This is a genomic window from Streptococcus ilei, assembly GCF_000479335.1.
GTDB classification, from domain to species: domain Bacteria; phylum Bacillota; class Bacilli; order Lactobacillales; family Streptococcaceae; genus Streptococcus; species Streptococcus ilei.
This window is the reverse complement of sequence record NC_022584.1, coordinates 1043920-1069775: the sequence shown is the minus strand read 5'-3', so window position 1 is coordinate 1069775 and position 25856 is coordinate 1043920. Positions and strand designations below refer to the sequence as shown.

28 protein-coding genes and 2 pseudogenes are annotated in these 25856 nt (G+C 43.8%); 28 read left to right on the top strand and 2 right to left on the bottom strand.

What is annotated here, in order from left to right; genetic code table 11:
* Positions 1–33: 33 nt before the first annotated feature.
* Positions 34–654: a TVP38/TMEM64 family protein gene (locus tag N596_RS05155; protein WP_023024202.1), complete on the bottom strand. Its 621-nt coding sequence runs from the start codon at positions 652–654 to the stop codon at positions 34–36.
* A gap of 173 nt (positions 655–827) precedes the next feature.
* On the opposite strand from N596_RS05155, the gene N596_RS05150 reads away from it, so the two are divergent.
* The 22 genes from N596_RS05150 to N596_RS05045 all read left to right on the top strand — a co-directional run bounded on the left by N596_RS05150 (position 828) and on the right by N596_RS05045 (position 18952).
* The gene (locus tag N596_RS05150; protein WP_123159640.1) at positions 828–1355 is read left to right on the top strand and encodes a YqeG family HAD IIIA-type phosphatase; all 528 of its coding nucleotides are present in this window, start codon (positions 828–830) and stop codon (positions 1353–1355) included.
* Between the two features lie 2 nt (positions 1356–1357).
* Positions 1358–2464 (top strand): ribosome biogenesis GTPase YqeH, encoded by a 1107-nt coding sequence (gene yqeH, locus N596_RS05145; RefSeq protein WP_023027189.1) that lies wholly within the window; start codon positions 1358–1360, stop codon positions 2462–2464.
* 218 nt (positions 2465–2682) lie between these two features.
* Positions 2683–2994: a ribosome assembly RNA-binding protein YhbY gene (yhbY, locus tag N596_RS05140; RefSeq protein WP_006595720.1), complete on the top strand. Its 312-nt coding sequence runs from the start codon at positions 2683–2685 to the stop codon at positions 2992–2994.
* A gap of 21 nt (positions 2995–3015) precedes the next feature.
* The gene (locus tag N596_RS05135; RefSeq protein WP_023027188.1) at positions 3016–3648 is read left to right on the top strand and encodes a nicotinate-nucleotide adenylyltransferase; all 633 of its coding nucleotides are present in this window, start codon (positions 3016–3018) and stop codon (positions 3646–3648) included.
* The gene (gene yqeK / locus N596_RS05130; RefSeq protein ID WP_023027187.1) at positions 3645–4238 is read left to right on the top strand and encodes a bis(5'-nucleosyl)-tetraphosphatase (symmetrical) YqeK; all 594 of its coding nucleotides are present in this window, start codon (positions 3645–3647) and stop codon (positions 4236–4238) included. Before N596_RS05135 ends, yqeK begins: the two co-directional genes overlap by 4 nt.
* Positions 4239–4592, top strand: coding sequence for a ribosome silencing factor (gene rsfS / locus N596_RS05125; protein WP_023027186.1), 354 nt, complete (start codon positions 4239–4241; stop codon positions 4590–4592).
* A gap of 207 nt (positions 4593–4799) precedes the next feature.
* A complete protein-coding gene (locus N596_RS05120; protein WP_308446690.1) occupies positions 4800–5540 on the top strand; it encodes a class I SAM-dependent DNA methyltransferase in 741 nt (246 codons plus the stop codon).
* Between the two features lie 6 nt (positions 5541–5546).
* Entirely contained in the window at positions 5547–6641 is a 1095-nt protein-coding gene (locus tag N596_RS05115; protein WP_023027184.1) for a nucleotidyltransferase, read from the top strand.
* A gap of 180 nt (positions 6642–6821) precedes the next feature.
* Entirely contained in the window at positions 6822–7538 is a 717-nt protein-coding gene (locus N596_RS05110; RefSeq protein ID WP_006146163.1) for a YebC/PmpR family DNA-binding transcriptional regulator, read from the top strand.
* Positions 7539–7725: 187 nt separating this feature from the next.
* Positions 7726–8868, top strand: coding sequence for an amidohydrolase (locus N596_RS05105; RefSeq protein WP_042361209.1), 1143 nt, complete (start codon positions 7726–7728; stop codon positions 8866–8868).
* 127 nt (positions 8869–8995) lie between these two features.
* Positions 8996–9823 (top strand): amino acid ABC transporter substrate-binding protein, encoded by an 828-nt coding sequence (locus N596_RS05100; protein WP_023024188.1) that lies wholly within the window; start codon positions 8996–8998, stop codon positions 9821–9823.
* 33 nt (positions 9824–9856) lie between these two features.
* Positions 9857–10729, top strand: a complete 873-nt coding sequence (locus tag N596_RS05095; RefSeq protein WP_023024186.1) for a MetQ/NlpA family ABC transporter substrate-binding protein — start codon at positions 9857–9859, stop codon at positions 10727–10729.
* A 68-nt stretch (positions 10730–10797) separates the two neighbouring features.
* Complete coding sequence (locus tag N596_RS05090; RefSeq protein WP_023024184.1) at positions 10798–12171, top strand: M20/M25/M40 family metallo-hydrolase; 1374 nt, start codon at positions 10798–10800, stop codon at positions 12169–12171.
* On the top strand, positions 12164–13231 hold the full coding sequence (locus N596_RS05085; RefSeq protein WP_023024183.1) for a methionine ABC transporter ATP-binding protein: 1068 nt from the start codon (positions 12164–12166) through the stop codon (positions 13229–13231). The genes N596_RS05090 and N596_RS05085 overlap by 8 nt, the downstream gene beginning before the upstream one ends.
* A complete protein-coding gene (locus N596_RS05080; protein ID WP_006595735.1) occupies positions 13228–13920 on the top strand; it encodes a methionine ABC transporter permease in 693 nt (230 codons plus the stop codon). The genes N596_RS05085 and N596_RS05080 overlap by 4 nt, the downstream gene beginning before the upstream one ends.
* Before the next feature lie 15 nt (positions 13921–13935).
* Positions 13936–14514 (top strand): MptD family putative ECF transporter S component, encoded by a 579-nt coding sequence (locus tag N596_RS05075; protein ID WP_042361207.1) that lies wholly within the window; start codon positions 13936–13938, stop codon positions 14512–14514.
* Between the two features lie 17 nt (positions 14515–14531).
* The gene (locus N596_RS05070) at positions 14532–15380 is read left to right on the top strand and encodes an SAM hydrolase/SAM-dependent halogenase family protein (protein ID WP_023024179.1); all 849 of its coding nucleotides are present in this window, start codon (positions 14532–14534) and stop codon (positions 15378–15380) included.
* Positions 15381–15393: 13 nt separating this feature from the next.
* Positions 15394–15945 (top strand): ECF-type riboflavin transporter substrate-binding protein, encoded by a 552-nt coding sequence (locus N596_RS05065; RefSeq protein ID WP_023027180.1) that lies wholly within the window; start codon positions 15394–15396, stop codon positions 15943–15945.
* Between the two features lie 136 nt (positions 15946–16081).
* On the top strand, positions 16082–16276 hold the full coding sequence (locus tag N596_RS05060) for a helix-turn-helix transcriptional regulator (protein WP_023027179.1): 195 nt from the start codon (positions 16082–16084) through the stop codon (positions 16274–16276).
* 29 nt (positions 16277–16305) lie between these two features.
* Positions 16306–16782, top strand: coding sequence for a DUF6773 family protein (locus N596_RS05055; RefSeq protein ID WP_023027178.1), 477 nt, complete (start codon positions 16306–16308; stop codon positions 16780–16782).
* Between the two features lie 158 nt (positions 16783–16940).
* Positions 16941–17924 carry an oxygen-dependent tRNA uridine(34) hydroxylase TrhO gene (gene trhO, locus N596_RS05050; protein ID WP_023027177.1) on the top strand — a complete coding sequence of 328 codons (984 nt, stop codon included), beginning with the start codon at positions 16941–16943 and terminating at the stop codon, positions 17922–17924.
* Between the two features lie 92 nt (positions 17925–18016).
* Positions 18017–18952 (top strand): DUF4299 family protein, encoded by a 936-nt coding sequence (locus N596_RS05045; RefSeq protein ID WP_023027176.1) that lies wholly within the window; start codon positions 18017–18019, stop codon positions 18950–18952.
* Here N596_RS05045 and N596_RS05040 read toward each other — a convergent pair.
* Positions 18949–20229, bottom strand: coding sequence for a uracil-xanthine permease family protein (locus N596_RS05040; RefSeq protein WP_042361205.1), 1281 nt, complete (start codon positions 20227–20229; stop codon positions 18949–18951). The genes N596_RS05045 and N596_RS05040 overlap by 4 nt on opposite strands.
* A 469-nt stretch (positions 20230–20698) precedes the next feature.
* Here N596_RS05040 and N596_RS05035 point away from each other — a divergent pair, with 469 nt between their 5' ends.
* From N596_RS05035 to N596_RS05015, 6 genes and pseudogenes are all read left to right on the top strand, one after another.
* Entirely contained in the window at positions 20699–21472 is a 774-nt protein-coding gene (locus N596_RS05035) for a nucleoside phosphorylase (RefSeq protein ID WP_023027174.1), read from the top strand.
* A pseudogene (locus tag N596_RS10425) lies at positions 21473–22324 on the top strand (ATP-binding cassette domain-containing protein); the annotation flags it as partial.
* 27 nt (positions 22325–22351) lie between these two features.
* Positions 22352–23155: pseudogene (locus N596_RS10420) on the top strand (energy-coupling factor ABC transporter ATP-binding protein); the annotation flags it as partial.
* Entirely contained in the window at positions 23148–23978 is an 831-nt protein-coding gene (locus tag N596_RS05025) for an energy-coupling factor transporter transmembrane component T family protein (protein WP_023027172.1), read from the top strand. The pseudogene N596_RS10420 and the gene N596_RS05025, both read left to right, overlap by 8 nt.
* A 4-nt stretch (positions 23979–23982) precedes the next feature.
* Complete coding sequence (locus tag N596_RS05020) at positions 23983–24738, top strand: SDR family oxidoreductase (RefSeq protein ID WP_023027171.1); 756 nt, start codon at positions 23983–23985, stop codon at positions 24736–24738.
* Positions 24739–24810: 72 nt separating this feature from the next.
* Positions 24811–25713, top strand: coding sequence for a carbohydrate kinase family protein (locus tag N596_RS05015; protein ID WP_023027170.1), 903 nt, complete (start codon positions 24811–24813; stop codon positions 25711–25713).
* Positions 25714–25856: the final 143 nt, after the last annotated feature.

Sequence of the window (25856 nt, the reverse complement as noted above, 5' to 3'; positions counted from 1 at the left end):
TAAAAAGTTAGTTCTATTTTGAACTAACTTTTTTTACATCATTTGCCAGAAATAGTCGATGATATAGGTGAGACCGTAGGTGTAGATGACCAAAGTAATCGGCTTGCACAAAATAATAATCGTCATGTAGCGTTTGAAGGTCATATTGGTCAAACCAGCTAACATGCAGAGGAAGTCTGCAGGGCTGATGGGCCAGATCATCATGAAGATAAAGAAGCGATCGAACCGTTTGCCTTCATTGAGCCAGTTAATATACTTGTCGTAAGTCTTCTGACTGACCATAGACTGGACAAACTTAGGCCCGTACATTCTTGCGAGCTGGAAGATAATGGCACAGCCAATGACAATTCCAATGTAGTTATAAACGGTCCCAACGATGTGGCCATAGATAAAGACACCAGCGACAGATGTTAGAGCGCCGGGGATAATAGGGACCACTGTTTGAAGGATCTGAAGAAGGATAAAGAGAGGAGGTCCAAAGATTCCTGCTTGGAGAATAAAGGCCGACAAGGTTTCCTTGGATTGGAGGATACCAGCAAAGTAGGCCCAGATACAGAAAGCAAGGGTTGCAAGGGCTCCAATGATGGAGGACCAATTGATGATTTTTTGGAGGAGAGGAGAAACCTCCCTCAATTTTTTTTCTTTTGCTATCATAACTCTTCCATGTATTTTTTCTTCTACTATATCATGTTTTTGAAAGTTTGTAACGATTTTGTCTATTTTAGATAACAAACCAAACTATGCTTTTTCCAATAGGGGCGATGAAGCAAGTGCAAAATACGTCCAATTATGCTACAATGAAGAGAATATAAAAAATGGAGAACAACGTGTCAATCGAAAATTACAAACCAGATTTTGCGGTGGAAGCAGCCTATGATCTCACCGTTGCAGACTTGAAAAAAGAGGGCATCAAGGCCGTTCTTGTGGATTTGGATAACACCTTGATTGCTTGGAATAATCCGGATGGAACTCCTGAAATGCGCCAGTGGTTGCATGACCTTCGTGATGGCGGGATTCGGGTCATCGTGGTGTCCAATAATAGTCCTAAACGGGTCAAACGTGCGGTTGAGAAATTTGATATTGACTATGAAGCTTGGTCACTCAAGCCCTTTACCTTTGGGATTGATCGGGCTCTCAAGCGTTTCCACTATGAGAAAAATGAAGTGGTCATGGTGGGGGATCAACTAATGACCGATATTCGGGCTGCTCATCGGGCGGGCATTCGTTCGATTTTGGTCAAGCCCTTGGTCAAGCATGATTCCATCAAGACCCAGATCAACCGAGCGCGTGAACGCCGTGTTATGAAGCAAATGGCCGAAAAATATGGTCCGATTGTATACAAAAAAGGAATTTAAGAATGGAAGAATTATTCTGTATTGGCTGTGGAGCGCCCATTCAGACAGAAAACAAAGAGGGACTAGGCTATACTCCCCAATCAGCTCTTGAAAAGGGATTGGAAACAGGCGAAGTTTATTGCCAACGCTGTTTCCGTCTCCGTCACTACAATGAAATTACAGATGTGCATCTGACAGATGATGATTTCCTAAAATTGCTTCACGAAGTAGGAGATAGTGACGCTCTTGTGGTCAATGTAGTGGATATTTTTGACTTTAATGGCTCCGTCATTCCTGGATTGCCTCGTTTTGTAGCAGGAAATGATGTTCTCTTGGTCGGAAATAAAAAGGATATCCTGCCCAAGTCTGTCAAGGACAACAAGGTGACGCATTGGTTGATGGAGCGAGCCCACGAAGAAGGGATGCGTCCTGTTGATGTGGTCCTCACCTCTGCCCAAAACAAGAGTGCCATTAAGGACTTGATGGAAAAGATTGAGCAGCACCGCAAAGGCCGTGATGTTTACGTGGTGGGTGTGACCAACGTAGGGAAATCGACCCTCATCAATGCGATTATCCAAGAAATCACTGGGGACAAGGATATCATCACGACCTCTCGCTTCCCAGGGACGACACTGGATAAGATTGAAATCCCACTGGACGATGGATCCTACATCTACGATACACCGGGGATTATCCATCGCCACCAGATGGCTCACTACTTGACCGCTAAAAACCTCAAGTATGTCAGTCCTAAAAAGGAAATCAAACCCAAGACCTACCAGCTCAATCCAGAGCAAACTCTCTTCTTGGGTGGCTTGGGACGCTTTGACTTTATCAAGGGAGAAAAGCAAGGTTTTACCGCCTTCTTTGACAATGAACTCAAGCTTCACCGAACCAAACTAGAAGGAGCGACGGCCTTTTACGACAAGCATGTCGGAGGCTTACTAACCCCTCCTAATAGCAAGGAAAAAGAAGACTTCCCACCATTGGTTTCTCATGAGTTTACCATCAAGGACAAGACGGATCTCGTTATCTCTGGACTTGGCTGGATCCGCGTCAATGGAGAAGCCAAAGTAGCGGTCTGGGCACCAGAAGGCGTCGCCGTCGTATCACGCAAAGCTATCATTTAAAAATATGAAAGGAAACCGTTTCTTTTTAGACAGGGGCGAGTGCAACGAGCCTAGAAAGGATACTTTTCACTGTGGTGAAAGCCTAAGTAGATGTTTTACTACTTAGGCGCGGAAAGTTTGAGACCTAGGCTCAAATTTAAGTCATGGAACTCCGTAAGGAGGTCGCTGACGACCGCCACCACAAGAGAAAAGTATCAAAAAAGAAACATTGTAAAAACATGACATTAACATCCAAACAACGGGCTTTCCTCAATAGCCAAGCCCACAGCCTCAAACCCATTATCCAAATCGGGAAAAATGGGCTCAATGACCAAATCAAAACCAGTGTTCGCCAAGCACTAGACGCTCGCGAACTGATCAAGGTGACCCTTCTTCAAAATACAGATGAGAACATTCATGAAGTAGCGGAAATCTTGGAAGAAGAAATCGGTGTGGATACGGTTCAAAAAATTGGACGCATCCTGATTTTGTATAAACAATCAAGCAAAAAAGAAAACCGGAAGATTTCAGTCAAAGTAAAAGAAATCTAAGACATCGAGGAGAGCAAACCTATGGCAATTGAACTATTGACTCCCTTTACCAAGGTAGAGTTAGAGCCAGAGATCAAAGACAAGAAACGCAAACAAGTTGGTATTTTGGGTGGGAATTTCAATCCGGTCCATAATGCCCATCTCGTGGTTGCAGACCAGGTCCGACAACAATTGGGCTTGGACCAGGTCCTTCTCATGCCAGAATATGAGCCTCCGCATGTGGATAAAAAAGAAACCATTGATGAGCGTCATCGCCTGAAAATGCTAGAACTAGCCATCGAAGGGATTGAAGGGCTAGAAATCGAGACGATTGAGCTAGAGCGTAAAGGGATCTCTTATACCTACGATACGATGAAGTTGCTCAATGAGCGAGACCCAGATACAGACTATTACTTTATCATTGGAGCTGATATGGTGGACTACCTGCCAAAATGGTATCGGATTGACGAGTTAGTGGAGATGGTCCAGTTTGTTGGTGTTCAACGTCCCCGTTACAAGGCGGGAACCTCTTACCCAGTGATTTGGGTCGATGTTCCCTTGATGGATATCTCTTCTAGCATGGTGCGAGATTTTATCGCTCAAGGTCGGACGCCCAACTTTATGTTGCCAAAACCAGTCTTGGACTACATCAAGAAAGAAGGATTGTATCAATGACCTATGAAAACTATCTCGGCTTTTCTCGTGAGGTCTTGCTCGAAAAAATGCGTCAAATCCTGCCAGAAAAGCGACTAACTCATTGTTTAGGAGTTGAGAAGGCTGCGCGTGACTTGGCCAAACGCTATGGGGCTGATGAAGAGCAGGCTGGCTTAGCCGGTTTATTACATGACTACGCCAAGAAATTATCAGATCAGGAATTTCTGGACTTGATCGATCGCTATGAGCTGGATCTAGCATTAAAAAACTGGGGTAACAATGTCTGGCATGGGATGGTCGGGATATACAAGATCCAAGAAGACCTCGGACTGACAGACCCAGCCATTCTTCGGAGTATTGAGATTCACACCGTGGGGAGTGGACAGATGTCAACCTTAGACAAGATTGTCTATGTGGCAGATTATATTGAACACAACCGGGCCTTTCCAGGGGTAGAGCAAGCACGTGACATCGCTCAAGTCTCCTTGGATCGTGCCGTGGCCTATGAGACAGCTCGCACAGTCGAACACCTGGCTCACCAAGGATTGCCCATTTATCCCCAAACCCTTGAAACCTACAACGCCTTTGTGAAATATTTGAAAGAGGACTAAATGAAAGAAAAAGGATTACTTGAACTTGTTGTTAAAGCTGCCGATGAAAAACGTGCAGAAGACATTGTGGCTTTGGATGTTCAAAGCTTGACCAGCGTGACAGATTATTTTGTCATCGCAAGCTCTATGAATAGCCGTCAGTTGGAAGCGATCGCAGAGAATATTCGTGAGAAAGTCGTTGAAGCTGGTGGCAATGCCAGCCACGTCGAAGGTGACTCAGCTGGAGGTTGGGTCCTTCTTGACTTAGGGGGTGTAGTAGTCCATGTCTTCTCAGAAGAAATGCGTACCCACTATAACTTAGAAAAGCTATGGCACGAAGCAAGTGCTGTCGATCTTTCAGCAGCCTTAGCATAAGTAGGTAAACTCAGTTGGTAGCAACTGGGTTTTGTTGGTTAAATTGAAATTCTATGGAAAGAAAGGATGGGGCCTCGTGTTTGGTTAGGTTGATAACGGAACACGAGCTAAAAGCTGTGAGAAAAAGACTCACTTTCCTTGTGTCTGATGATACGTCGGAAAGCTTTCTATTTTCTCTATGTCTTTAACGCTCTTTGTATCATGATTATGGCGACTTATGAAACCTTTGCGGCAGTCTATGATGCGGTCATGGATGACAGCCTGTATGATTTGTGGACGGATTTCTCTCTTCGTCATCTCCCAAAGACAAAAGATAAGAAAAAATTACTGGAATTGGCGTGTGGGACAGGGATTCAGTCTGTCCGCTTTTCCCAAGCTGGTTTTGATGTGACAGGGTTAGACCTGAGCGCTGACATGCTGAAAATTGCTGAAAAAAGAGCTACTTCAGCCAAGCAAAAGATTGATTTTATCGAGGGCAATATGCTGGACTTGTCGCAAGCAGGTAGCTACGACTTTGTGACCTGCTATTCCGATTCCATCTGCTACATGCAAGACGAAGTAGAAGTGGGAGATGTCTTCAAAGAAGTCTATAATGCTCTGAATGAAGATGGTGTTTTTATCTTTGATGTCCATTCGACCTACCAGACTGATGAGGTTTTTCCAGGCTATTCTTACCATGAAAATGCGGAAGATTTTGCCATGCTCTGGGATACCTACGAGGATGGAGCCCCTCATTCGATTGTCCATGAGCTGACCTTCTTCGTCCAAGAAGAGGATGGCTCCTTTAGTCGCCACGATGAAGTCCATGAAGAACGCACCTATGAAGTCTTGACCTATGATATCTTATTGGAGCAGGCTGGCTTTAAATCCTTTAAACTCTACGCGGACTTTGAAGATAAGGAGCCAACAAAGACTAGCAAACGTTGGTTTTTCGTAGCACAGAAGTAGGATAGCATGACAGTTACAGGAATTATTGCAGAATTTAATCCCTTTCACAATGGCCACAAGTACTTGTTGGATCAGGCAGAAGGACTGAAGATTGTTGCCATGTCCGGGAATTTTGTCCAACGTGGTGAGCCTGCCATTGTAGACAAGTGGACGCGAGCCCAGATGGCTTTGGAAAATGGAGCGGACCTGGTGGTCGAGCTCCCCTTTCTCGTGGCTGTTCAGTCAGCTGACCATTTTGCCAAGGGCGCGGTGGAGATCTTGTCCCGTCTGGGAATTGATCAATTGACCTTTGGGACAGAAGAAGTCTTGGATTACCAAGCGATTGCGACAGTTTACTCTGAGAAAAAAAGAGAAATGGAAGCTTTCCTACGAAGTCTTCCAGAAGATTTATCCTATCCACAAAAGACCCAAAAGATGTGGGAAACCTTTGCTGGAGTGGAGTTTACAGGGGCTACTCCCAACCATATCTTGGGCTTGGCTTATGCCAAGGCTTGTGCTGGGAAGGCGATTGCGCTTAAGCCCATCCAACGGCAGGGAGCGGGCTACCATTCAGAAGAAAAAGAAGTGGCCTATGCTTCTGCTACGAGTCTTCGCCTTAACAAGGAAGATCAGGACTTTGTTGACAAATTTATGCCCAATAGCCAACTCTTTCAGTCGGCTCCGCAGGTGACTTGGGAAGATTATTTTCAACTGCTCAATTATCAAATCCTAACCCATCCGGATCTGACACAGATATTTCAGGTCAATGAAGAACTGGCCAATCGGATAAAGGATGCCATTCGAAGCGCGAGCTCTGTGGAAGACTTGGTTAACCAGGTGGCGACCAAGCGCTATACCAAGGCGCGTGTGCGCCGCATTTTGACTTATATCTTAGTAGGTGCGAGAGAAGAAATCTTGCCGACCGCTATCCATGTCTTGGGCTTTACTGAAAAAGGCCAAGCCCACCTCAAGTCACTAAAAGGTCAAGTGAACGTTGTGACGCGGATTGGTAAGGAACCTTGGGATGCCCTGAGTCAGCAAGCAGACCAAGTCTATCAATTGGGCCATCCCCAACTACCGGAACAAACCTGGGGCCGGGTGCCGGTGAGAGTGGAAGAATAAACAGTTTACTTGAGGGTGGGGATTTTTTGATAGCTGATATAGAATTATCAAGTTCTCTGCTGGAAGAAAGTTCCCATAAAATCCCCCGCTAAAAATAGAAAATTCTAGTCTAAGTTAGGCGATTTGTGATATAATGTTAAAGATTGAAAATAATATGAACCAAACACAAGGAGAATCCTCATGGGACGTAAATGGGCAAATATTGTAGCCAAGAAAACTGCCAAAGATGGTGCCAACTCAAAAGTATATGCCAAATTTGGTGTTGAGATCTATGTAGCCGCTAAAAAAGGTGAACCAGATCCAGAATTGAATACTGCTTTGAAATTCGTTATCGACCGTGCTAAACAAGCGCAAGTGCCAAAACACGTGATTGATAAAGCGATCGATAAGGCAAAAGGAAACACGGACGAAACCTTTACAGAAGGACGTTACGAAGGGTTCGGACCAAATGGTTCTATGTTGATCGTTGATACCTTGACGTCAAACGTTAACCGTACAGCTGCCAATGTCCGTGCGGCTTTTGGTAAAAATGGTGGGAACATGGGAGCTTCTGGTTCTGTATCTTACCTCTTTGACAACAAGGGTGTCATCGTCTTTGCTGGTGACGATGCGGATGCTATCTTTGAGCTTTTGCTCGAGGCAGATGTGGATGTAGACGATGTCGAAGCAGAAGAAGGAACCATCACTGTTTACACAGCTCCAACTGACCTTCACAAGGCTATCGTTGCATTGCGTGAATCAGGTATCGAAGAATTCCAAGTGACTGAATTGGAGATGATTCCTCAGTCAGAAGTAGAGTTGTCAGGTGAAGACTTGGAAACCTTTGAAAAACTCTACAGTGTTCTTGAAGACGACGAAGATGTTCAAAAAATCTACACCAACGTAGATGGATTCTAATAGAAATAGACCTTTGAAGATGATTTCTTCAAAGGTTTTTTTCTTGTGCTTCGGCTTTTTAGGAAAGGTGGGAGAGGTCATGAAAATAATGATATAGTCCCTAGCTATAACTGAGAGAAAAAAATAGGAATTAGACGAATAGAGATCACAGTGATAGAATAGAACTATGCTAGAAAGGGGACGAGAAATGGTTTCATTTTCCTATGAACATCTAGTGCCCATTCGGCATTATGTGCATCAGCATCCAGAATTGTCTGGACAAGAATACCAAACCACAGCTTATCTCAAAGCCTATTTGGAAAAGCTTGGTGTACGCATTTTAAACAGTGGATTAAAAACAGGCTTGATTGCTGAAATTGGGCAGGGTAAACCTATCATTGCCCTTCGCGCAGATATTGATGCCCTTCCAATTCAGGAGAACACGGGTCTCGACTATCAAAGTCAAAACCCTGGTGTCATGCATGCCTGTGGTCATGACTTCCACCAGGTGAGCCTCTTAGGGGCTGCAGAAGTCCTAAAAGGTATGGAAGCGGACTTAAAGGGAACGATTCGCTTCATCTTTCAGCCAGCTGAGGAGACTTCTGAGGGAGCATCTGCTGTATTAGCGACCGGACTCCTAGAAGATGTAGAGGCTATCCTTGGCTTTCATAATATGCCGTCTTTGCCTGCGGGTCAGTTGGCCTTGCGCCCAGGAGCTATGATGGCAGGGGTTGAAAAATTTAAGGTGACTGTCACTGGGGTGAGCAGTCATGCTGCCAGGCCGGATCTCGGTTTGGACACTGTTGTAGCAATCACTAGTATGGTCCAGCAGTTGCAGACCTTGGTCTCTCGCACGGTTTCGCCATTTGAGACAGCCGTTCTATCTGTGACCCATATCGAAGCTGGTTCAACCTGGAATGTTCTACCAAAGTCTGGTTATTTTGAAGGAACTATTCGAACCTTTAATCCAGATCTCCAGAAACGCCTAAAAGCGGATTTCATTCGCGTGATTGAGCAAATCTCCAATAGTACAGGAGTCATGGTCCAGTTTGAATGGGGCAAGACGCCCCCGGTCACCTATAATGATAAGGCCTTGGCTAAAAAAGTCTTTCGCTGGTCTAAGTCTTTTGCAGAAGTTGTAGAGGCTCAGCCATCGACAGCGGGTGAAGATTTCGCCTTTTATCAGGAGAAAATCCCAGGGGTTTTTGCTTTTATTGGATCGAATGGTGCACCGGATGCACCGGATCTCCACCATGATAGCATGGTCATAGATGATGCTGCTTTTGCAGTATCGGTTCCCTATTACGTAGAAAATGCCCTCGCTTTGCTGGAAAAATTTTCAACCAAATGAGACGTGATAGATAAAACCTATCACCTCCATAAAGAAAATATAATACCCAAGAGTTAGGAATTTTGATATGATGGAAAAAGCTGTTTTTTTACAGAGGAATAAACAATTTTAGTGAAAAGGAGAACAAATGAAATTGAATAAATTCATCAAATATGTTGGTTTGAGTCTTGTGGGCTTGGCGGCAGTTGGGACTTTGGTAGCTTGCTCATCAAAGTCATCAAGTCAATCAAGTGGAAAACGGACCATTGAAGTCGCAACGGTTGGAACAACCAAACCCTTCACTTATGATAAGGATGGTGAATTGACGGGTTATGAAATCGAAGTCATGCGTGAAATCTTCAAAGGATCAGAAAAATATGAAGTCAACTTTAATAAGACAGAGTGGTCTTCAATCTTTGCGGGCTTAGACGGTGATCGTTACCAAATCGGTGTCAGCAACCTTAGCTACGATGAAAAACGTGCGGAAAAATACTTGTATCCAAATCCTTACGCAAAGAACCCAGTGGTCTTAGTGGTTAAAAAAGGATCAGGTATCAAGTCATTAGATGATATCGGTGGCAAGTCTACAGAGGTCATCCAAGGAACTTCTACAGCGAAACAGTTGGAAGCCTACAATAAAGAACATAAGGATAATCCAACAGAACTCAAATATACAGAGGGCACCATCCAATCCATTCTGGCTAATTTGAGCGATGGCCGTTCAGATTATAAGATTTTTGAACGTTTGACAGTTGAGGCCATCATCAAGGACCAAGGCTTGGATAACTTGGAGGTCATCGAACTACCAAGCGATAAACAACCATACGTATACCCAATCCTTGCTAAAGGTGAGAAAGAATTGGAAACCTTCGTCAACAAACGGATCAAAGAATTGTACGAAGATGGGACACTGGAAAAATTGTCTAAGAAGTACTTCGGTGGAACTTTCCTTCCAGAAGCTTCTGATATTAAATAAGGTTATTTAAAAACATCATAAGGAGAAAAGAATATGAAATTAACAAAACTTTTTGGAGTAGCAGCTCTTGCTACCGTTGCAACATTTGCTTTAGCAGCATGTGGTTCTTCAAAATCATCTAAATCATCTGATAAAGATGGTGTGACAACTGTTAAAGTTGGGGTGATGAACTTAAGTGATACAGAAGAAGCTCGTTGGAAAGAAGTGCAAAAGAACTTAGATGATGCAAAAGCAAACATCAAATTGGAATTCACTCAGTTTACAGACTACTCACAACCAAACCAAGCTGTTCGTGATGGAGATGTGGATATCAACGCTTTCCAACATTACAACTACCTTGAAAACTGGAACAAAGAAAACAGCGCAGATCTAGTTTCTGTAGCAGATACTTATATTGCGCCAATCCGTCTTTACTCTGGTACAAAAGATGGAAAGAACAAATACACAGATGTGAAAGACATTCCTGAAAAAGGTACCATTGCAGTACCAAACGACCCAACAAACGAAAGCCGTGCCTTGTATGTATTGGAATCAGCTGGTTTGATCAAGTTGGATACAAAAGATGGGGAATTGGCTACCATCAGCAACATCAAAGACAATCCAAAGAACTTGACAATTTCTGAGTTGGATGCTTCTCAAACAGCTTCTTCACTTCCATCAGTTGATGCAGCGATCATCAATAACACCTTCGTTCGTGAAGCAGGTATTGATTACAAGAAAGCTCTCTTTGTAGAAAAAGCAAACAGCAACTCTAAACAATGGTATAACTTGATTGCAGCTAAGAAAGATTGGAAATCATCTGATAAAGCGAAAGCAATCGAAGCTATTATCAAAGCCTACCATACTGACAATGTGAAGAAAGTGATTGAAGAATCTTCAGACGGTATGGACCAACCAGTTTGGTAATCAAGAGGATGAATAGAGAGGTGGAGAAGATTTTCTCTACCTCTTATCGTGTATAGTAGGAGGAAATGATGTCCAATCCAAGAGAGACAGAACAAATACGCAAATTTGAAAATGATGAGGTCGCTCAGCATTATTTTGAAGTCCTGAGAACTCTCATCTCCAAGCGGTCCATCTTTGCCCAGCAGATTGGTTTAAAAGAAGTGGCGACCTACTTGGGAGAAATCTTCACAGCTGCGGGGGCTAAGGTGACTGTTGATGACAGTTATACAGCACCATTTGTTATTGCTAAATTTGTTTCACCCAATCCGGATGCGAAGACCATCATTTTCTACAACCATTACGACACAGTTCCAGCTGATGGCGACCAGCCTTGGACAAGTGATCCCTTCACGCTTTCGGTCCATTACGGGACCATGTATGGTCGAGGGGTAGATGACGACAAGGGTCATATTACCGCACGCTTGACCGCTATTCGGAAATATATCCGTGAGAATGGCGATCTTCCGGTTAATATTACCTTCATTATCGAAGGAGCAGAAGAATCTGCCTCAACGGATCTGGACAAGTATCTAGCCAAACACAAAAAACACCTGCGGGGGGCAGACCTCTTGGTCTGGGAACAAGGGACCCGTAACCAACAAGGGGAACTGGAAATCTCAGGTGGAAACAAGGGGATTGTTACCTTTGACATGGTGGTCAAAAGTGCAGATGTGGATATCCATTCCAGCTATGGTGGAGTGGTGGATTCAGCATCCTGGTATCTGCTCAATGCTTTGTCCAGCCTTCGGGATAAAGACGGTCGCATCTTGGTGGATGGCCTCTATGATTTGATTGAGGAGCCTAACGAGCGGGAACTGGCCTTGATTGACCGCTATGCCAATAAGACAGCAGACGATGTGACTGAGATTTACAATCTCCAATTGCCTATCTTGAAAGAGGAACGCAGTGAGTTCTTGAAACGATTTTATTTTGAACCAGCCATGAACATTGAAGGCTTGGGGACAGGCTACCAGGGTCAAGGAGTCAAGACCATTCTACCTGCCGAAGCTCGAGCCAAGATGGAAGTTCGGTTGGTACCTGGCTTGGAACCCAAACAAGTCTTAGAACTGATTCGTGCTCAGTTAGATAAAAATGGCTTTGAGAAGATTGATTTAATCTATACCCTAGGGGAAATGAGCTATCGGAGTGATATGAGTGCGCCTTCCATTCTCAATGTGATTGATCTGGCCAAACGCTTTTATCCAGAAGGGGTCTGTGTCCTTCCAACAACTGCAGGTACTGGTCCTATGCATACGGTCTTTGAGGCCTTGCAAGTGCCAATGGCTGCCTTTGGAATCGGAAATGCCAATAGTCGAGATCATGGTGGCGATGAGAATGTAAAAATTGCTGACTACTATACCCATATTGAATTAATTAAGGAGTTAATCACAAGTTATGAGTAAAGAAATTATCAAACTGGACCATATCGATGTTACCTTTCATCAGAAAAAACGTGAAATTTCAGCTGTAAAGGATGTGACCATTCATATCAATGAAGGGGACATTTACGGGATTGTTGGTTATTCTGGAGCAGGGAAATCAACTCTTGTACGGGTCATCAATCTCTTGCAGGTACCAACAGCAGGAACGATCACCGTAGATGGGGATGTCATCTATCAAGATCAGGTGACCCTAAATGCGGCTGCTTTACGTCAAAAACGTCGGGACATTGGTATGATTTTCCAACATTTCAATCTAATGGCCCAAATGACTGCTGCTGAAAACGTGGCTTTTGCCCTCAAACATTCAAACTTATCTAAAGAACAAAAGGCTGAAAAAGTAGCCAAGTTGTTGGACCTAGTTGGGCTGTCAGATCGGGCAGATAACTATCCGGCTCAATTGTCTGGTGGACAAAAGCAACGGGTAGCGATTGCGCGTGCGCTCGCCAACGATCCAAAGATTTTGATTTCTGACGAATCAACATCCGCCCTAGATCCAAAAACGACCAAACAAATCCTTGCTCTTCTGCAAGAGCTGAATCAGAAGTTGGGCTTGACAGTGGTCTTGATTACCCATGAAATGCAGATCGTTAAAGACATTGCCAATCGAGTGGCTGTCATGCAAAATGGTGAATTGATTGAAGAAGGCTCTGTTTTAGACATCTTCTCTAATCCTAAGAACGAATTGACACAAGACTTCATCACAACTGCAACAGGAATCGAGGAAGCTATGGTGAAAATCAACCAGCAACAAATTGTTAAGAAATTGCCAGCTGATTCTGTTTTAGCCCATTTGAAATATTCTGGTTCGGTGACAGACACAGCGATTATCAACGATATTTATAAACAGTACCAAGTGTCTGCTAATATTCTACACGGAAACATTGAAATTTTGGATCATACCCCTGTTGGTGAGTTGGTTGTTATCCTTACTGGGGAAGCAGCGAATCTAACTGCAGCACAGCGGGATCTACAAGCAGCAGGTGTTTCTGTGCGTGTCTTAAAAGAAGGGAGTAATGCATGATTGACTTTATTCAAACCTATCTACCAAATGTTTACCGGATGGGCTGGAGTGGCCAAGCTGGATGGGGAACAGCGATTTATCTGACCCTTTACATGACCTTTATCTCTTTTGTGATTGGTGGTTTATTGGGACTCATTGCAGGATTATTATTAGTCTTGACAGCACCTGGTGGGATTATCGAGAATAAATTGGTTTTCCATATCTTGGATAAAATCACGTCCATCTTCCGTGCCATTCCTTTTATCATCTTGCTAGCCTTGATCAATCCCTTTACTCGTATGATTGTCGGAACTGGGATTGGTCCTACGGCGGCCTTAGTTCCCCTATCTTTAGCTGTCTTTCCTTTCTTTGCCCGCCAAGTTCAAGTCGTTTTATCTGAGCTTGACCGTGGTGTGATTGAAGCAGCTCAAGCTAGTGGGGCAACCTTTTGGGATATTGTTGGTGTCTACCTTCGTGAAGGACTTCCTGATTTGATTCGTGTCACAACCGTGACCCTCATTTCCTTGGTTGGTGAAACAGCCATGGCGGGTGCGATTGGAGCAGGTGGTCTCGGAAACGTGGCTATTTCATATGGTTACCAACGCTTTAATAATGACGTTACCTTGCTAGCAACCTTCTTGATTCTGCTGTTGATTTTCTTTATTCAATTTATTGGTGATTTCTTAACCAAAAAAATTAGTCACCGATGAGGACGGGTAAGGTAAATAAAAATGATACAGAAACATCAGTTTAAGCAGGTTGCAGCCTTTGCAGGCTTGTATTTTCTTGCCATTGGATTAGGCGTCCTACTGGGAAGTCTGGTTGACAATCGAGGAAACATGTTTTATGCTCCAGCCTTCTCCGCCCTAGTTGGTGGAGGGATCTATCGAGTCTATGTTGAAAAAATTCAACGAACAGGAGCCATTCTAGTAGTCGCTCTTGTGATTGGTTCTTTTTTCCTTTTCACCCGTCATGGAGCTGGAGCCTTTCTTCCTGCTGTTGTTGGAGGTCTTTTGGCCGAATTGGTCGCAGCCCGTGGACACTACCAGTCGAAGTTAGGCAATGCCTTGTCTTTCCTCCTCTTTTCCTTTACGACGACAGGGCCCATTCTGATGATGTGGATCCAACCTGCTAGTTACCGTGCTTCTTTACTAGCACGTGGTAAAGCGATGGATTATATTGAACGCGTTATGGTACCGTCGAATATGGAGACAGTAAGCTGGTTTTTATTGACCCTTCTTCTTGGAGCTCTACTAGGTTATCTTCTTGGACAATTGGTCTATCAAAAGCTAGATAGAAAATAAGATGATGGAGAAGAAATATGCACAATAATTTACTAGTCCTTCAGTCAGACTTTGGTCTGGTAGATGGGGCTGTCTCTGCTATGATCGGGGTCGCTTTAGAGGAATCACCAACTCTCAAGATTCACCACTTGACCCATGACATTACACCTTATAATATCTTTGAAGGAAGTTACCGCCTCTTTCAGACGGTGGATTACTGGCCAGAAGGGACGACCTTTGTTTCGGTCGTTGATCCGGGTGTCGGCTCTAAACGAAAGAGTGTTGTAGCCAAAACGGCGAAAAATCAATACATTGTCACTCCGGATAATGGAACCCTATCTTTCATCAAGAAACATGTAGGGATTGTTGCTATCCGTGAGATTTCAGAGGTCAAAAACCGTCGGGCCAATACAGAGTTTTCTTATACCTTCCACGGGCGTGATGTCTATGCCTATACAGGAGCTAAGTTGGCCAGTGGGCATATCAGCTTTGAGGAAGTGGGGCCAGAGCTCAGTGTTGAACATATTGTAGAAATTCCTGTGGTGGAGACTGTTATAGAGGACAATCTTGTCAAAGGAGCCGTTGACATCTTGGATGTGCGCTTTGGTTCTCTTTGGACCTCGATTACTCGGGAAGAGTTTAATCATTTGGAACCCGCATTTGGGGAACGCTTTGAAGTAACCATTTATAACAATGACATGCTGGTTTACCAAAACCAAGTGACCTATGGTAAGTCCTTCGCCGATGTGCGGATTGGCCAGCCAATCCTTTATATCAATTCCCTCTACCGTGTTGGTCTTGCCATCAACCAGGGATCCTTTGCCAAGGCCTATAATGTAGGAGTTGGGGCTTCTTGGCATATTGAAATTAGAAAAATGGAAAATTAATAGGAGATAAAAAATGAAACAAAAACAAGCTTTTTCAATTAAGGATGTTGTAGCTATTGGGGTTGGAGCAGCCCTCTTTGTCGTGATTGCAATGATTCCAATTCCGGCACCTGCTCCAAATACAAACATTCAGTTGCAATACGCTCTTCAAGCCCTCTTTAGTGTGATTTTTGGTCCAATTGTTGGTTTCTTGATGGGCGTAATCGGTCATGCTATTAAGGACGCTATGTCAGGTGGTCTTTGGTGGACTTGGATCATTTCTAGTGGCTTGTTTGGTCTCTTTGTTGGTTTGTTCCGCAAACAAATTGGTGACCTCAAAGGAGAAGTTACCAAGAAAGAATTGATCGTCTTTAACGTTGTTCAAGTCATTGCCAACTTGCTTATTTGGGGATTGATTGCTCCGGTTGGGGATGTCTTGATCTACCACGATAATCCAAATAAAGTCTTCCTACAAGGTGTTGTTGCGGGTTCTGTCAATGCTTTAGTGGTAGCTATTGCAGGTTCACTCCTCTTGATTGCCTACGCTCGTACCCAAACAAAAGATGGAAGTTTGTCTAAAGATTAATAGAAAATAAGAAAAAAAGCCTGGGAATCCAGGCTTTTTTTGTGTATCGAAAATTTTTTACAAAATGTAATATATATGTTGCAAAATATAAAATATAGTGTATAATATAGCTATAAAAACAAGAAAGGAAAAGCATGTGGCGAAAAATCTCAAATTAAAAATGGCCCGGGTCGAGCATGATATGACCCAGGGGGATCTTGCAGATGCCATCGGGGTGACGCGCCAGACCATTGGCTTGATCGAGGCGGGGAAATACAATCCGACCCTCAGCCTCTGCCTGGCTATTTGTAAGGCCTTGGATAAGACACTGGATCAACTGTTCTGGGAGTAACAGTTTTTAACAATAGAAAGAGGAATCATATGAAACAAAAGAAAGAACCAATTGTAAAAGATGAACGGACCATGCTGATTGATGGAAAAATTGCGGGGGAACTTGTTCTTGGAATGACCTGCTTTATTGCAGTATCCGCCTTTGTGAAAGCTAGTATCCTGGACTTGGACCTACTAGCCTATATACCAGAGCTCATTCTCTTGATTGCCATGGGAGCTTATGCCCTTGTCAGAAGGATTAGTTCTGGGATTGATGTTCGAGATATGTTAGAAACAGACAGCTGGTTCAGTCGCATTGGCTCAGGTATCTTATTTGCCTTATTTGTGATCGTAATGGATGTGATTGGAAAGCGGGAAACGATGAGCTTTATGCTTAGTCCCAAGTATCTGCTCAAAATCGTTCTTGCCATTTTAGTCTTTGCCTTTCTGACTTATCTGTTAGAAAAGCCACTCGCCTTTATCAATCGGAAAAAACAGAAGAAGATCGAGGCAGAGTTAGAGGACTAAGGGGGTAGCTTAAAAAGTTTTTAAAGAATTTGAATAAAAGTCTGGAGTCCCAGGCTTTTATTTTTCGGTCAAATAAATTGCATTCGTTTTCTTGGGAGAGTATACTGGTATAGTTGAATGAAAAATTCTGATAATTTAATCTTAGAAAAGAGAATCTTATGGCAAAACCTATTCGTGTCTTACTTTACTATAAATATGTTCCCATCGAAAACGCAGAACAATTTGCGGCAGACCACTTGGCTTTCTGTAAGTCGATTGGCCTCAAAGGGCGTATCCTAGTCGCTGACGAAGGGATCAACGGAACTGTTTCTGGTGACTACGAAACGACGCAAAAGTACATGGACTACGTTCACAGTCTTCCAGGTATGGAAGACCTCTGGTTCAAGATGGATGAGGAAGAAGAGCAAGCTTTCAAGAAGATGTTTGTTCGCTACAAAAAGGAAATCGTTCATCTTGGGTTAGAGGATGAAAACTTCGATGAAGATATTAATCCACTTGAAACAACAGGTGCTTATTTGTCTCCAAAAGAGTTCAAAGAAGCTCTTCTAGACGAAGATACCGTTGTCCTTGATACTCGTAACGACTACGAGTACGACCTTGGACACTTCCGTGGAGCTATCCGTCCAGACATTCGCAACTTCCGCGAGTTGCCACAATGGGTTCGTGATAACAAAGAAAAATTCATGGACAAACGGGTTGTAGTATACTGTACGGGTGGTGTTCGCTGTGAGAAATTCTCAGGCTGGATGGTCCGTGAAGGCTACAAAGATGTCGGCCAATTGCATGGTGGTATCGCAACTTACGGAAAAGATCCAGAAGTTCAAGGAGAACTGTGGGATGGGAAGATGTACGTCTTTGACGAGCGCATTGCGGTTGATGTTAACCATGTCGATCCAAGCGTTGTCGGAAAAGACTGGTTCGATGGTACGCCTTGCGAACGCTATGTCAACTGTGGAAATCCTTTCTGTAACCGTCGAATTTTGACTTCAGAAGAGAACGAAGACAAGTACCTCCGTGGTTGCTCACACGAGTGTCGTGTTCACCCACGCAATCGTTATGTTGAAGAACACAAGATGTCACAAGCAGAAGTTAGCGAGCGTTTGGCAGTTATCGGTGAGACGCTTGATGGAGAACCTGCATAAGGTAAAAACAGCCCTTTGGCTGTTTTTTTATATGGAAAATCATGAAAATTTGTGCTATAATTTGGTAAGCGATTACATAAAGGAGAAAACAAATGTCAGTTGTGTTTTCAATTCGAAATAAAAAGAGTATGTTTGGTTATCAAAAAGTGATGCCGGCTAAAGATGTATTAAATTTGGTGGAGGGAGTACTTACCTACAGTTTTGAGGAAGCCATGCTTAGTCGCTCTCTCAAAGATTTTCCAGCTATGCTGTGTATCCGCTATGGAAAGAGCTGTTTGCCAATCATTCTTCGCTATCTGGATCAAGAGCATGCTTATCAGTTCATCCTTGCAGATTTTGCAACCCTTGAAGATTGGCGACTCATTTTAGAATGGCTCAGCGCCCTTGCTCGCCAGTTGGGAAATGAGATTCACGATAATTTGGGGACCAGCTATGATGCAGATTCTATTTTCTCTTTTGACTATGAGAACTATTTGTTGAAGAATTTACAGAATCTAGAAAAAGATCCAGACCTTCATCAATACCAGCTTCAGGGCTTTGCTCATTCTGTTATTTTGGATCGTGAGCTCCTCCGTAAAATCTTAGATTCTCCTCAACCTTTAGAGGAGTTCAGTCAAGTGGTTAAAAAGGTACAATACAGCTCCGCTTTCTTTAGTCAAGTCCGTTTCTACCGACAGAACGAAACTGGAGGTATCATTGGCAGTTACAGTCTAACAGAAGATACGGATACCGTTTTACCACGTGTACCTTTTGTGCCTGCAGAGTTTGTAGAGAAGGTCAATATGGATGAGGTCATCGACTGGAAAGTGAACTTAGTAGAAATCACTGGGAATCCCGATATGCCAGAGAGTTATAAGCCGGTGGCAGCTGTGAATTTAGAAGCTCTACTGGATGCTTTGGACTCAAGTGAATTTGAATTATTGGATGCCAATCAAATTGAAATCAAAAAATTGTCCAAGGAACGCTTGTTGCAATTGGCCCAACTCGAAATAAAAAAAGTTCTCAATTCTGAGAACTTTTTTTGTTAGTTTGATTCGTGTGGCAAGATCAAGTTGAGGATGATTCCTGTCATAGCTGAGAGAGCTGTTCCTGCGAGGGTCACTGGACCGAGTTTCAGTGTTGCTCCACCAAGTCCAAGAACCAACATGGCACTTGCAATAATTAGGTTGCGCATCAAGCTGAAGTCAACGCGTTCTTTAATTAAGACTTTCAAACCGTTACTTGCGATCACCCCGTAGAGAAGGATGGACATCCCACCGAGAACAGAGTTTGGAATGGTAGAAATGAGAGCAGTAAATTTACCAAAGAAGCTCAAAGAAATAGCGATCAAAGCAGCATTTCGGATAACGGAAACAGAAGCAATACGAGTCATCCCAATCACTCCTGTATTTTCTCCATAAGTGGTATTGGCTGGACCACCAAGGAAGGCTGATACAGAAGTTGCAATCCCATCACCAAGAAGGGTACGATGAAGTCCTGGTTGTTTCAAGAATTGACGGCCACAGATTTGGCTAAGCACTGTATGGTCACCGATATGTTCTGAAATCGTTACGATAGCGATTGGCAAGATGGCAATGGTTTCAGGTCCAAAATACAAGTTGTATTGTTTGAAGGCACCACCTGTATTGAAAGGAAGATAGAACCCAGGAATCTCAAACCAGTTCGCCTTGAGGACCGGACTGAAGTCCACCAAGCCCAAGCAGACTGCGAAAACATAGCCACCGATAATGGCAAAGAGGAAAGGAATAATTTTGAAGAAGCCTTTTCCTTTGGTGTTAATGAAGGCAGCAATCAGGAAGGTCACGACAGCGACAAGGGCATTTTTCCAATCTCCCCCTTCGACAAAACCGGCGTTTTTAACAGCTGATCCTGCAAGTCCTAGACCAATGACGATAATCATAGGTCCAATGACAACGGCAGGAAGTAATTTGTCAATCCAGCGAGTGCCAGCAACTTTAACCCCTGCAGCAACAAGCACGTAGATCAGACCAGTCAGAATAACCCCAGTTTGGGCTGCATCGACTTTTCCGCCCATTTCCTTCATCGCCAAAGCCATAGCGGTGATAAAGGCGAAGGAAGAGCCGAGGTAAACAGGGACTTTAAAGCCGGTACAAGTCATATAGATCAGCGTCCCAACGCCTGATGCAAAGAGGGCGACAGATACGGGCATGCCCAAGATGAGTGGTACCAGGATGGTTGCCCCAAACATGGCGAAAACGTGTTGGAAACTTAATAAGATTCCTTTTAGGGGTGCCGGATTTTGGTCGACATCCAGGAGCAAATCAACAGTTGATTCTTCTTTCATAATAACCTCACTTTTGGGCACCAAAAAAGAGCCCATGATTTTTTTGCATAGCAAGGGCCCTCAGATTGTTCATATTCTGTGTCTTTGTCACCTCACGGGATGACATTAAAAACCTTTGCTTCTAAGAAGTATAGCAGAAAAAAAATATTTTGTAAATATTTTTTTCCCGAGCTTGAAAACAAGAGAGCGAGGTTTGTTTTGTAAACGAATTTTTCCCGAGCCTAGAAATGAGAGAGCGAGGTAGGAGTTAGTAGTTAGTAGTAGTGACCTATTTGCATCAGGGAAGAGGTCAACAATTGACGTAGTGATTGAGTGATCCCTCTTCATTTTCTTTTGGAAGAAAATTGTATTGTTTCCTAGTGCAAAAGGCGAACAAGTGGGGCTTCTTGCTCCTTTGTTAGAAGGAAAGAAGCCGGTTTTGTGGTATAATAGAGGACTAGAAGTAGAATAAATGAAAGAGGAGCAAGAGATGCTATTAGAAGAATTTGATGTCAACCGACAGGCGATTATCAATCCACAAGACCTGCACGATCCAATTGAGGGATTTCCAAAAGTAGTCCTCTCTTGCTTTTCAAGAGTGACCTTTGCGCGCCTACTTGAGAATTACGAACATGATGAGATTACAAGAACCTCTATGGCTAACTTTGAAGTCATTGTCTATGGGATTACGATTGGAGACCAACAGATTGCGGTCTTCAATGCGCCAGTTGGGGCTGCTTCCTGTGTGGGAATTATAGAGGATCTGATTCAATTTGGGATGGAAAAACTCGTTCTCTTTGGGACTTGTGGGGTTTTGGACCAAGATATCGAGGCGACCTCCATCATCATTCCGACAGCTGCCCTTCGAGACGAGGGAACCAGTTACCACTATCTTCCGGCTAGTGATGAAGTGGAAGTGAACAAGGAAACCCTTCCTCTCTTCCAATCCTTTCTGGATCATCACAAGGTATCTTATCAGTTGGGAAAAGTGTGGACGACAGATGCTCCCTATCGAGAAACCATCGACAAGATGAATCGTCGAAAGGAAGCAGGAGCCATCTGTGTCGATATGGAGTGTTCTGCAGTGGCGGCCTTAGCAACTTTTCGAGACTTTGCTCTCTGCCATTTCTTCTATGCGGCGGATCACCTCTCGGAAGAAAAATGGGATATCCAAACCTTATCTAGTCATGCGGACTTAGATAGTAAGGACCGAATCGCAGAATTGGCAATACAATTTGCGCTCTTATGGGAAAAGGCGAATTAAATGAAAGAAGCAATCATTGAATTGAAGGATTTTTCCTTCCAGTATAAGGCTCAGTCTGAGCCGACCTTAAAGGGGATTAACCTGACCATCTACGAGGGAGAAAAGGTCCTGATTGTGGGACCATCTGGCTCTGGTAAGTCAACGATTGGTCAGTGTCTAAACGGGATTATTCCCAATATCTATAAGGGAACCAGTAGTGGGCAATTTCTCATTCAAGGGACAGAAGCCTTTGATCATAGTATTTACGAAAAATCTCACTTGGTCAGTACGGTTTTACAGGATACGGATGGCCAGTTTATCGGTCTTAGTGTAGCAGAAGACTTGGCTTTTGCTCTTGAAAACGATATGGTGGAGCTGGATAGCATGAAATCTCGGGTTCACACCTGGGCGGAGCGCTTAGATTTGAGCAAGCTCTTGGACCATCGGCCTCAAGATTTATCCGGTGGGCAAAAACAGCGGGTCAGCTTGGCGGGTGTCCTGATCGACGAAAGTCCGATCCTGCTCTTTGATGAGCCACTAGCTAATCTAGATCCCAAGTCGGGTCAGGATATCATTGATCTAATCGATCAAATTCATGAAGAGCAAGGGACAACAACCATTATCATCGAACACCGTTTGGAGGATGTGCTCTATCGTCCTATCGATCGGGTCATCTTGATTAATCAAGGGCAAGTCCTCTTTAATGGGCGACCAGATGAGTTGTTGAGAACCACTTTACTAGCTGAAAATGGGATTCGGGAACCCCTCTATTTAACAACCCTTCGCCAGTTAGGGCAGGATATCAGCAAACTACCGAATTTGGACAAGGTGGAAAAAATACCACTTGAAGATTTATCAGTGGAAATTCCAACTCCAAATTTTGAAAAAAGTGCAGAGGTTGAAGTAATTTTAGAGCTTGGTCATTTGAACTTTGCCTATCGAGAAGGCCAGCCTATTCTAAAAGATCTTTCCTTGACTATTCCAAAAGGCCAACGGTTGGCGATTGTCGGAAAAAATGGGGCTGGAAAATCTACCCTTGCTAAGGCGATTTGCGGCTTTATCCAGACGGAAGGAACTTATTTCTCAAAGGGTGAGGATATCAAGGGTGATAGTGTCAAGGAGCGGGCAGAGCGAGTAGGTTATGTCCTGCAAAATCCCAATCAGATGATTTCATCGACCATGGTTTTTGATGAGGTGGCCCTCGGTCTTCACTTGAGAAATGTCCCAGAGGACCAGATTGAAAGTCGTGTCCATCAAGCCTTGAAAACCTGTGGTCTCTATGAGTTTCGTAAGTGGCCGATTTCTGCCTTGTCTTATGGTCAGAAAAAGCGGGTAACCATTGCTTCGATTTTAGTACTGGGGCCTGAGGTTTTGGTTTTGGATGAGCCAACGGCTGGTCAGGATCAACGAAACTATACAGAAATTATGGATTTCCTTGATGAACTCCACCAAAAGGGGCATACCATTGTCATGATTACCCATGATATGCAACTGATGTTAGATTATTCTGATCGAGCAATCGTGGTGACGGATGGGCAAATTTTGGCAGATTTGACGCCGGCGGAGCTCTTGACCCGACCAGAAATTTTGAGACGGGCTAATTTGAAAGAAACGTCTATTTTCGCCTTGGCAAATCGACTTGGTGTCGATCCGCTTGCCTTGACCCAGTTTTATATGAATCAGAAGGGGGTAGGTCATGAATAATCGCTTAGTCGGCTACCATGCTGGAACCAGCTTTCTGCATCGCCTCTCAGGTGCCAGCAAACTCCTATTTTTATTGTTGGTATCATTAGCGGCCATGTTGAGTTACGATACCCGCCTGTTATTGGTCATTGGTCTAGGTGCCCTCGCCTTATTTGCGACCTCAGGCATTCGTTTGAAAGACATTTCTTTTATTCTTAGTTTTGCCCTGGTCTTTGCTATTCTCAATGTCTTGATGGTCTATCTTTTTGCCCCTCAATATGGGGTAGAGATCTATGGAGCAAAAACAGTTCTTCTAGATGGTTTAGGGGCATATAGCATCACAGCTCAAGAGTTGTTTTATCTTTTCAACCTAGCTTTGAAGTATGTGTGTACCATTCCTCTGGCTCTTATTTTCCTAATGACCACCCATCCTAGTCAATTTGCTTCTAGTCTTAATCAGATTGGGGTGTCCTACAAGATTGCTTATTCAGTGAGCTTGACCCTGCGCTATATTCCAGATGTGCAGGAGGAATACCAGATTATCAAGCTCTCCCAAGAAGCAAGAGGGTTGGAATTGTCCAAAAAGGCCAACTTTGTCCAGCGGGTGAAGGGGAATCTTCAGATGATTTCTCCCTTGATTTTTAGTTCTCTGGAGCGGATCGAAACGATTTCTACAGCCATGGAATTGCGTCGCTTTGGGAAAAATAAAAAACGGACCTGGTACACCTATCAGGAGATGACGACTCGTGATCGTCTGATTATTCTAGGGTCCGCTCTGATGGTAGTCCTGAGTTTGGTCTTGATTTGGGTAAACCAAGGTCGCTTTTATAATCCTTGGAGGTAAGAAAATGGCAGAAACAATTTTAGTAACAGGAGCTTCCGCTGGCTTTGGTCAAGCTATTTGTCAACGCTTAGTTGCCGATGGTCATCGAGTGATTGGTGCGGCTAGACGCATTGAAAAATTACAGGCTCTTCACAAAGAGCTGGGAGAAGCCTTTTATCCTCTTCAAATGGATGTAACAGATCTCACTCAGGTGGATCAGGCACTTTCCAGTTTACCAAAAGCTTGGGAGCAGATTGATGTCTTGGTTAATAATGCTGGCTTGGCCCTAGGCCTCGCTCCAGCTCATGAAGCAGAGATCGCAGATTGGTTGACCATGATCCAAACCAATATCATCGGTCTGACCTATTTGACCCGACAAATCCTCCCCCGGATGGTGGAAAGAAATGAAGGGTATGTCATCAATATGGGGTCGACTGCTGGGACGGTACCTTATCCAGGGGCCAATGTTTATGGAGCATCCAAATCCTTCGTTAAACAGTTCTCTTTAAATCTGCGTGCCGACCTGGCTGGAAAACAAATTCGGGTGACCAATATTGAACCAGGTCTCTGTGAAGGGACCGAGTTCTCATCGGTTCGCTTTAAAGGGGATGAAAAACGGGTAGAAGCTCTCTATCGAGACGCTCATGCTATTCAACCTGAAGATATAGCCAATACGGTGTCTTGGCTCATTCAACAACCCAAGCATGTCAATGTCAATCGGATTGAAATCATGCCAGTTTCCCAAACCTTTGGCCCTCAACCGGTCTATCGGGGTGACTAGTTTTACTAACCAGCTCTATCTAGTGCTGGTTATTTTTCCATGTTGAGGATAGAAAATAGGAGGAGAATATCCATGTCAAAAGCCTTAGTGATTGGATCCACTGTTTGTGATATTATGGTTTATCTTGATCGTCTACCAAGTAGGGAAGGTGACGCCCATATCCATGAGCAGACTTGGTCTCTTGGAGGGTGTGCCTTTAATGTCGTCTCCGTACTTCATGCTTTAGGTCAAAAGGTTGACTTCATCTCGCCAGTGGGGACGGGTGTCTACGGGGATTTTGTCAAGGCAGAACTAGAAAAGTTGAGCATCCAAACCCCTATTTCAGTAACAGGAGCGAATGGTTGTTGCTATTGTTTCATTGAGTCGGATGGAGAACGAACCTTTTTATCAGATCATGGAGTGGAATATGGTTTTCAGAAGGAATGGCTACAGCCTCTGGAGCAGGAAAGTTATGACGCTATTTATCTCTGTGGCCTTGAAGTAGAAGAGCCGACCGGGATGGATCTCATTCAAGCTGTGTCAAAACTTGAAGGCCAAGTTATCTTTGCACCAGGGCCTCGCGGTCTCTTGATTCCCAAGGACCGACTGGAAGTAATTTATGATCTCCAACCCATCCTCCACCTCAATGAGCTAGAAGCCAAGGCTTTTTCAGCTTGTGAAGAGATTGCTGAAGCAGTTAAGATCCTTTACCAGAGAACAGGACGGTTAGTCATCGTCACTTTAGGAGAAAAAGGAGCTATCGCTTACGATGGTAGCTGGTATGAGGCTATCGGATTTCCGACAGAAGTTCTTGATACCGTAGGAGCAGGAGACAGTCATCTGGGAGCCTTTTTAGCAGCATCCTTGCAAGGGGTAGATGTAGAGGATGCCTTAATCTTTGCTAACCGTTTAGCAAGCAAGGTTGTGGCGACTAGGGGAGTTCATCTGACTCAGGAACAGTACCAAGTACTAAGAGCAGAACTCGCACAAAACTAAAAAGGAGTAGGGAACATGTCCTACTCCTTATTTGACTTTATCCGCTTGTCCCTTTGTATCTTATTGAAATGAACACGGGCTGCGGATTGTGTCAAAAAGATGAATCCTCCTAGAATCATTTGGATTCTGCGTCGAATTCCCTA

Excerpts from the sequence above, each read along its gene's own strand:
- N596_RS05155 (WP_023024202.1), bottom strand. The coding sequence starts at position 654 with ATGATAGCAAAAGAAAAAAAATTGAGGGAGGTTTCTCCTCTCCTCCAA.
- yqeH (WP_023027189.1), top strand. The coding sequence starts at position 1,358 with ATGGAAGAATTATTCTGTATTGGCTGTGGAGCGCCCATTCAGACAGAA.
- yhbY (WP_006595720.1), top strand. The coding sequence starts at position 2,683 with ATGACATTAACATCCAAACAACGGGCTTTCCTCAATAGCCAAGCCCAC.
- N596_RS05135 (WP_023027188.1), top strand. The coding sequence starts at position 3,016 with ATGGCAATTGAACTATTGACTCCCTTTACCAAGGTAGAGTTAGAGCCA.
- yqeK (WP_023027187.1), top strand. The coding sequence starts at position 3,645 with ATGACCTATGAAAACTATCTCGGCTTTTCTCGTGAGGTCTTGCTCGAA.
- rsfS (WP_023027186.1), top strand. The coding sequence starts at position 4,239 with ATGAAAGAAAAAGGATTACTTGAACTTGTTGTTAAAGCTGCCGATGAA.
- N596_RS05120 (WP_308446690.1), top strand. The coding sequence starts at position 4,800 with ATGGCGACTTATGAAACCTTTGCGGCAGTCTATGATGCGGTCATGGAT.
- N596_RS05115 (WP_023027184.1), top strand. The coding sequence starts at position 5,547 with ATGACAGTTACAGGAATTATTGCAGAATTTAATCCCTTTCACAATGGC.
- N596_RS05110 (WP_006146163.1), top strand. The coding sequence starts at position 6,822 with ATGGGACGTAAATGGGCAAATATTGTAGCCAAGAAAACTGCCAAAGAT.
- N596_RS05105 (WP_042361209.1), top strand. The coding sequence starts at position 7,726 with ATGGTTTCATTTTCCTATGAACATCTAGTGCCCATTCGGCATTATGTG.
- N596_RS05100 (WP_023024188.1), top strand. The coding sequence starts at position 8,996 with ATGAAATTGAATAAATTCATCAAATATGTTGGTTTGAGTCTTGTGGGC.
- N596_RS05095 (WP_023024186.1), top strand. The coding sequence starts at position 9,857 with ATGAAATTAACAAAACTTTTTGGAGTAGCAGCTCTTGCTACCGTTGCA.
- N596_RS05090 (WP_023024184.1), top strand. The coding sequence starts at position 10,798 with ATGTCCAATCCAAGAGAGACAGAACAAATACGCAAATTTGAAAATGAT.
- N596_RS05085 (WP_023024183.1), top strand. The coding sequence starts at position 12,164 with ATGAGTAAAGAAATTATCAAACTGGACCATATCGATGTTACCTTTCAT.
- N596_RS05080 (WP_006595735.1), top strand. The coding sequence starts at position 13,228 with ATGATTGACTTTATTCAAACCTATCTACCAAATGTTTACCGGATGGGC.
- N596_RS05070 (WP_023024179.1), top strand. The coding sequence starts at position 14,532 with ATGCACAATAATTTACTAGTCCTTCAGTCAGACTTTGGTCTGGTAGAT.
- N596_RS05065 (WP_023027180.1), top strand. The coding sequence starts at position 15,394 with ATGAAACAAAAACAAGCTTTTTCAATTAAGGATGTTGTAGCTATTGGG.
- N596_RS05055 (WP_023027178.1), top strand. The coding sequence starts at position 16,306 with ATGAAACAAAAGAAAGAACCAATTGTAAAAGATGAACGGACCATGCTG.
- trhO (WP_023027177.1), top strand. The coding sequence starts at position 16,941 with ATGGCAAAACCTATTCGTGTCTTACTTTACTATAAATATGTTCCCATC.
- N596_RS05045 (WP_023027176.1), top strand. The coding sequence starts at position 18,017 with ATGTCAGTTGTGTTTTCAATTCGAAATAAAAAGAGTATGTTTGGTTAT.
- N596_RS05040 (WP_042361205.1), bottom strand. The coding sequence starts at position 20,229 with ATGAAAGAAGAATCAACTGTTGATTTGCTCCTGGATGTCGACCAAAAT.
- N596_RS05035 (WP_023027174.1), top strand. The coding sequence starts at position 20,699 with ATGCTATTAGAAGAATTTGATGTCAACCGACAGGCGATTATCAATCCA.
- N596_RS05025 (WP_023027172.1), top strand. The coding sequence starts at position 23,148 with ATGAATAATCGCTTAGTCGGCTACCATGCTGGAACCAGCTTTCTGCAT.
- N596_RS05020 (WP_023027171.1), top strand. The coding sequence starts at position 23,983 with ATGGCAGAAACAATTTTAGTAACAGGAGCTTCCGCTGGCTTTGGTCAA.
- N596_RS05015 (WP_023027170.1), top strand. The coding sequence starts at position 24,811 with ATGTCAAAAGCCTTAGTGATTGGATCCACTGTTTGTGATATTATGGTT.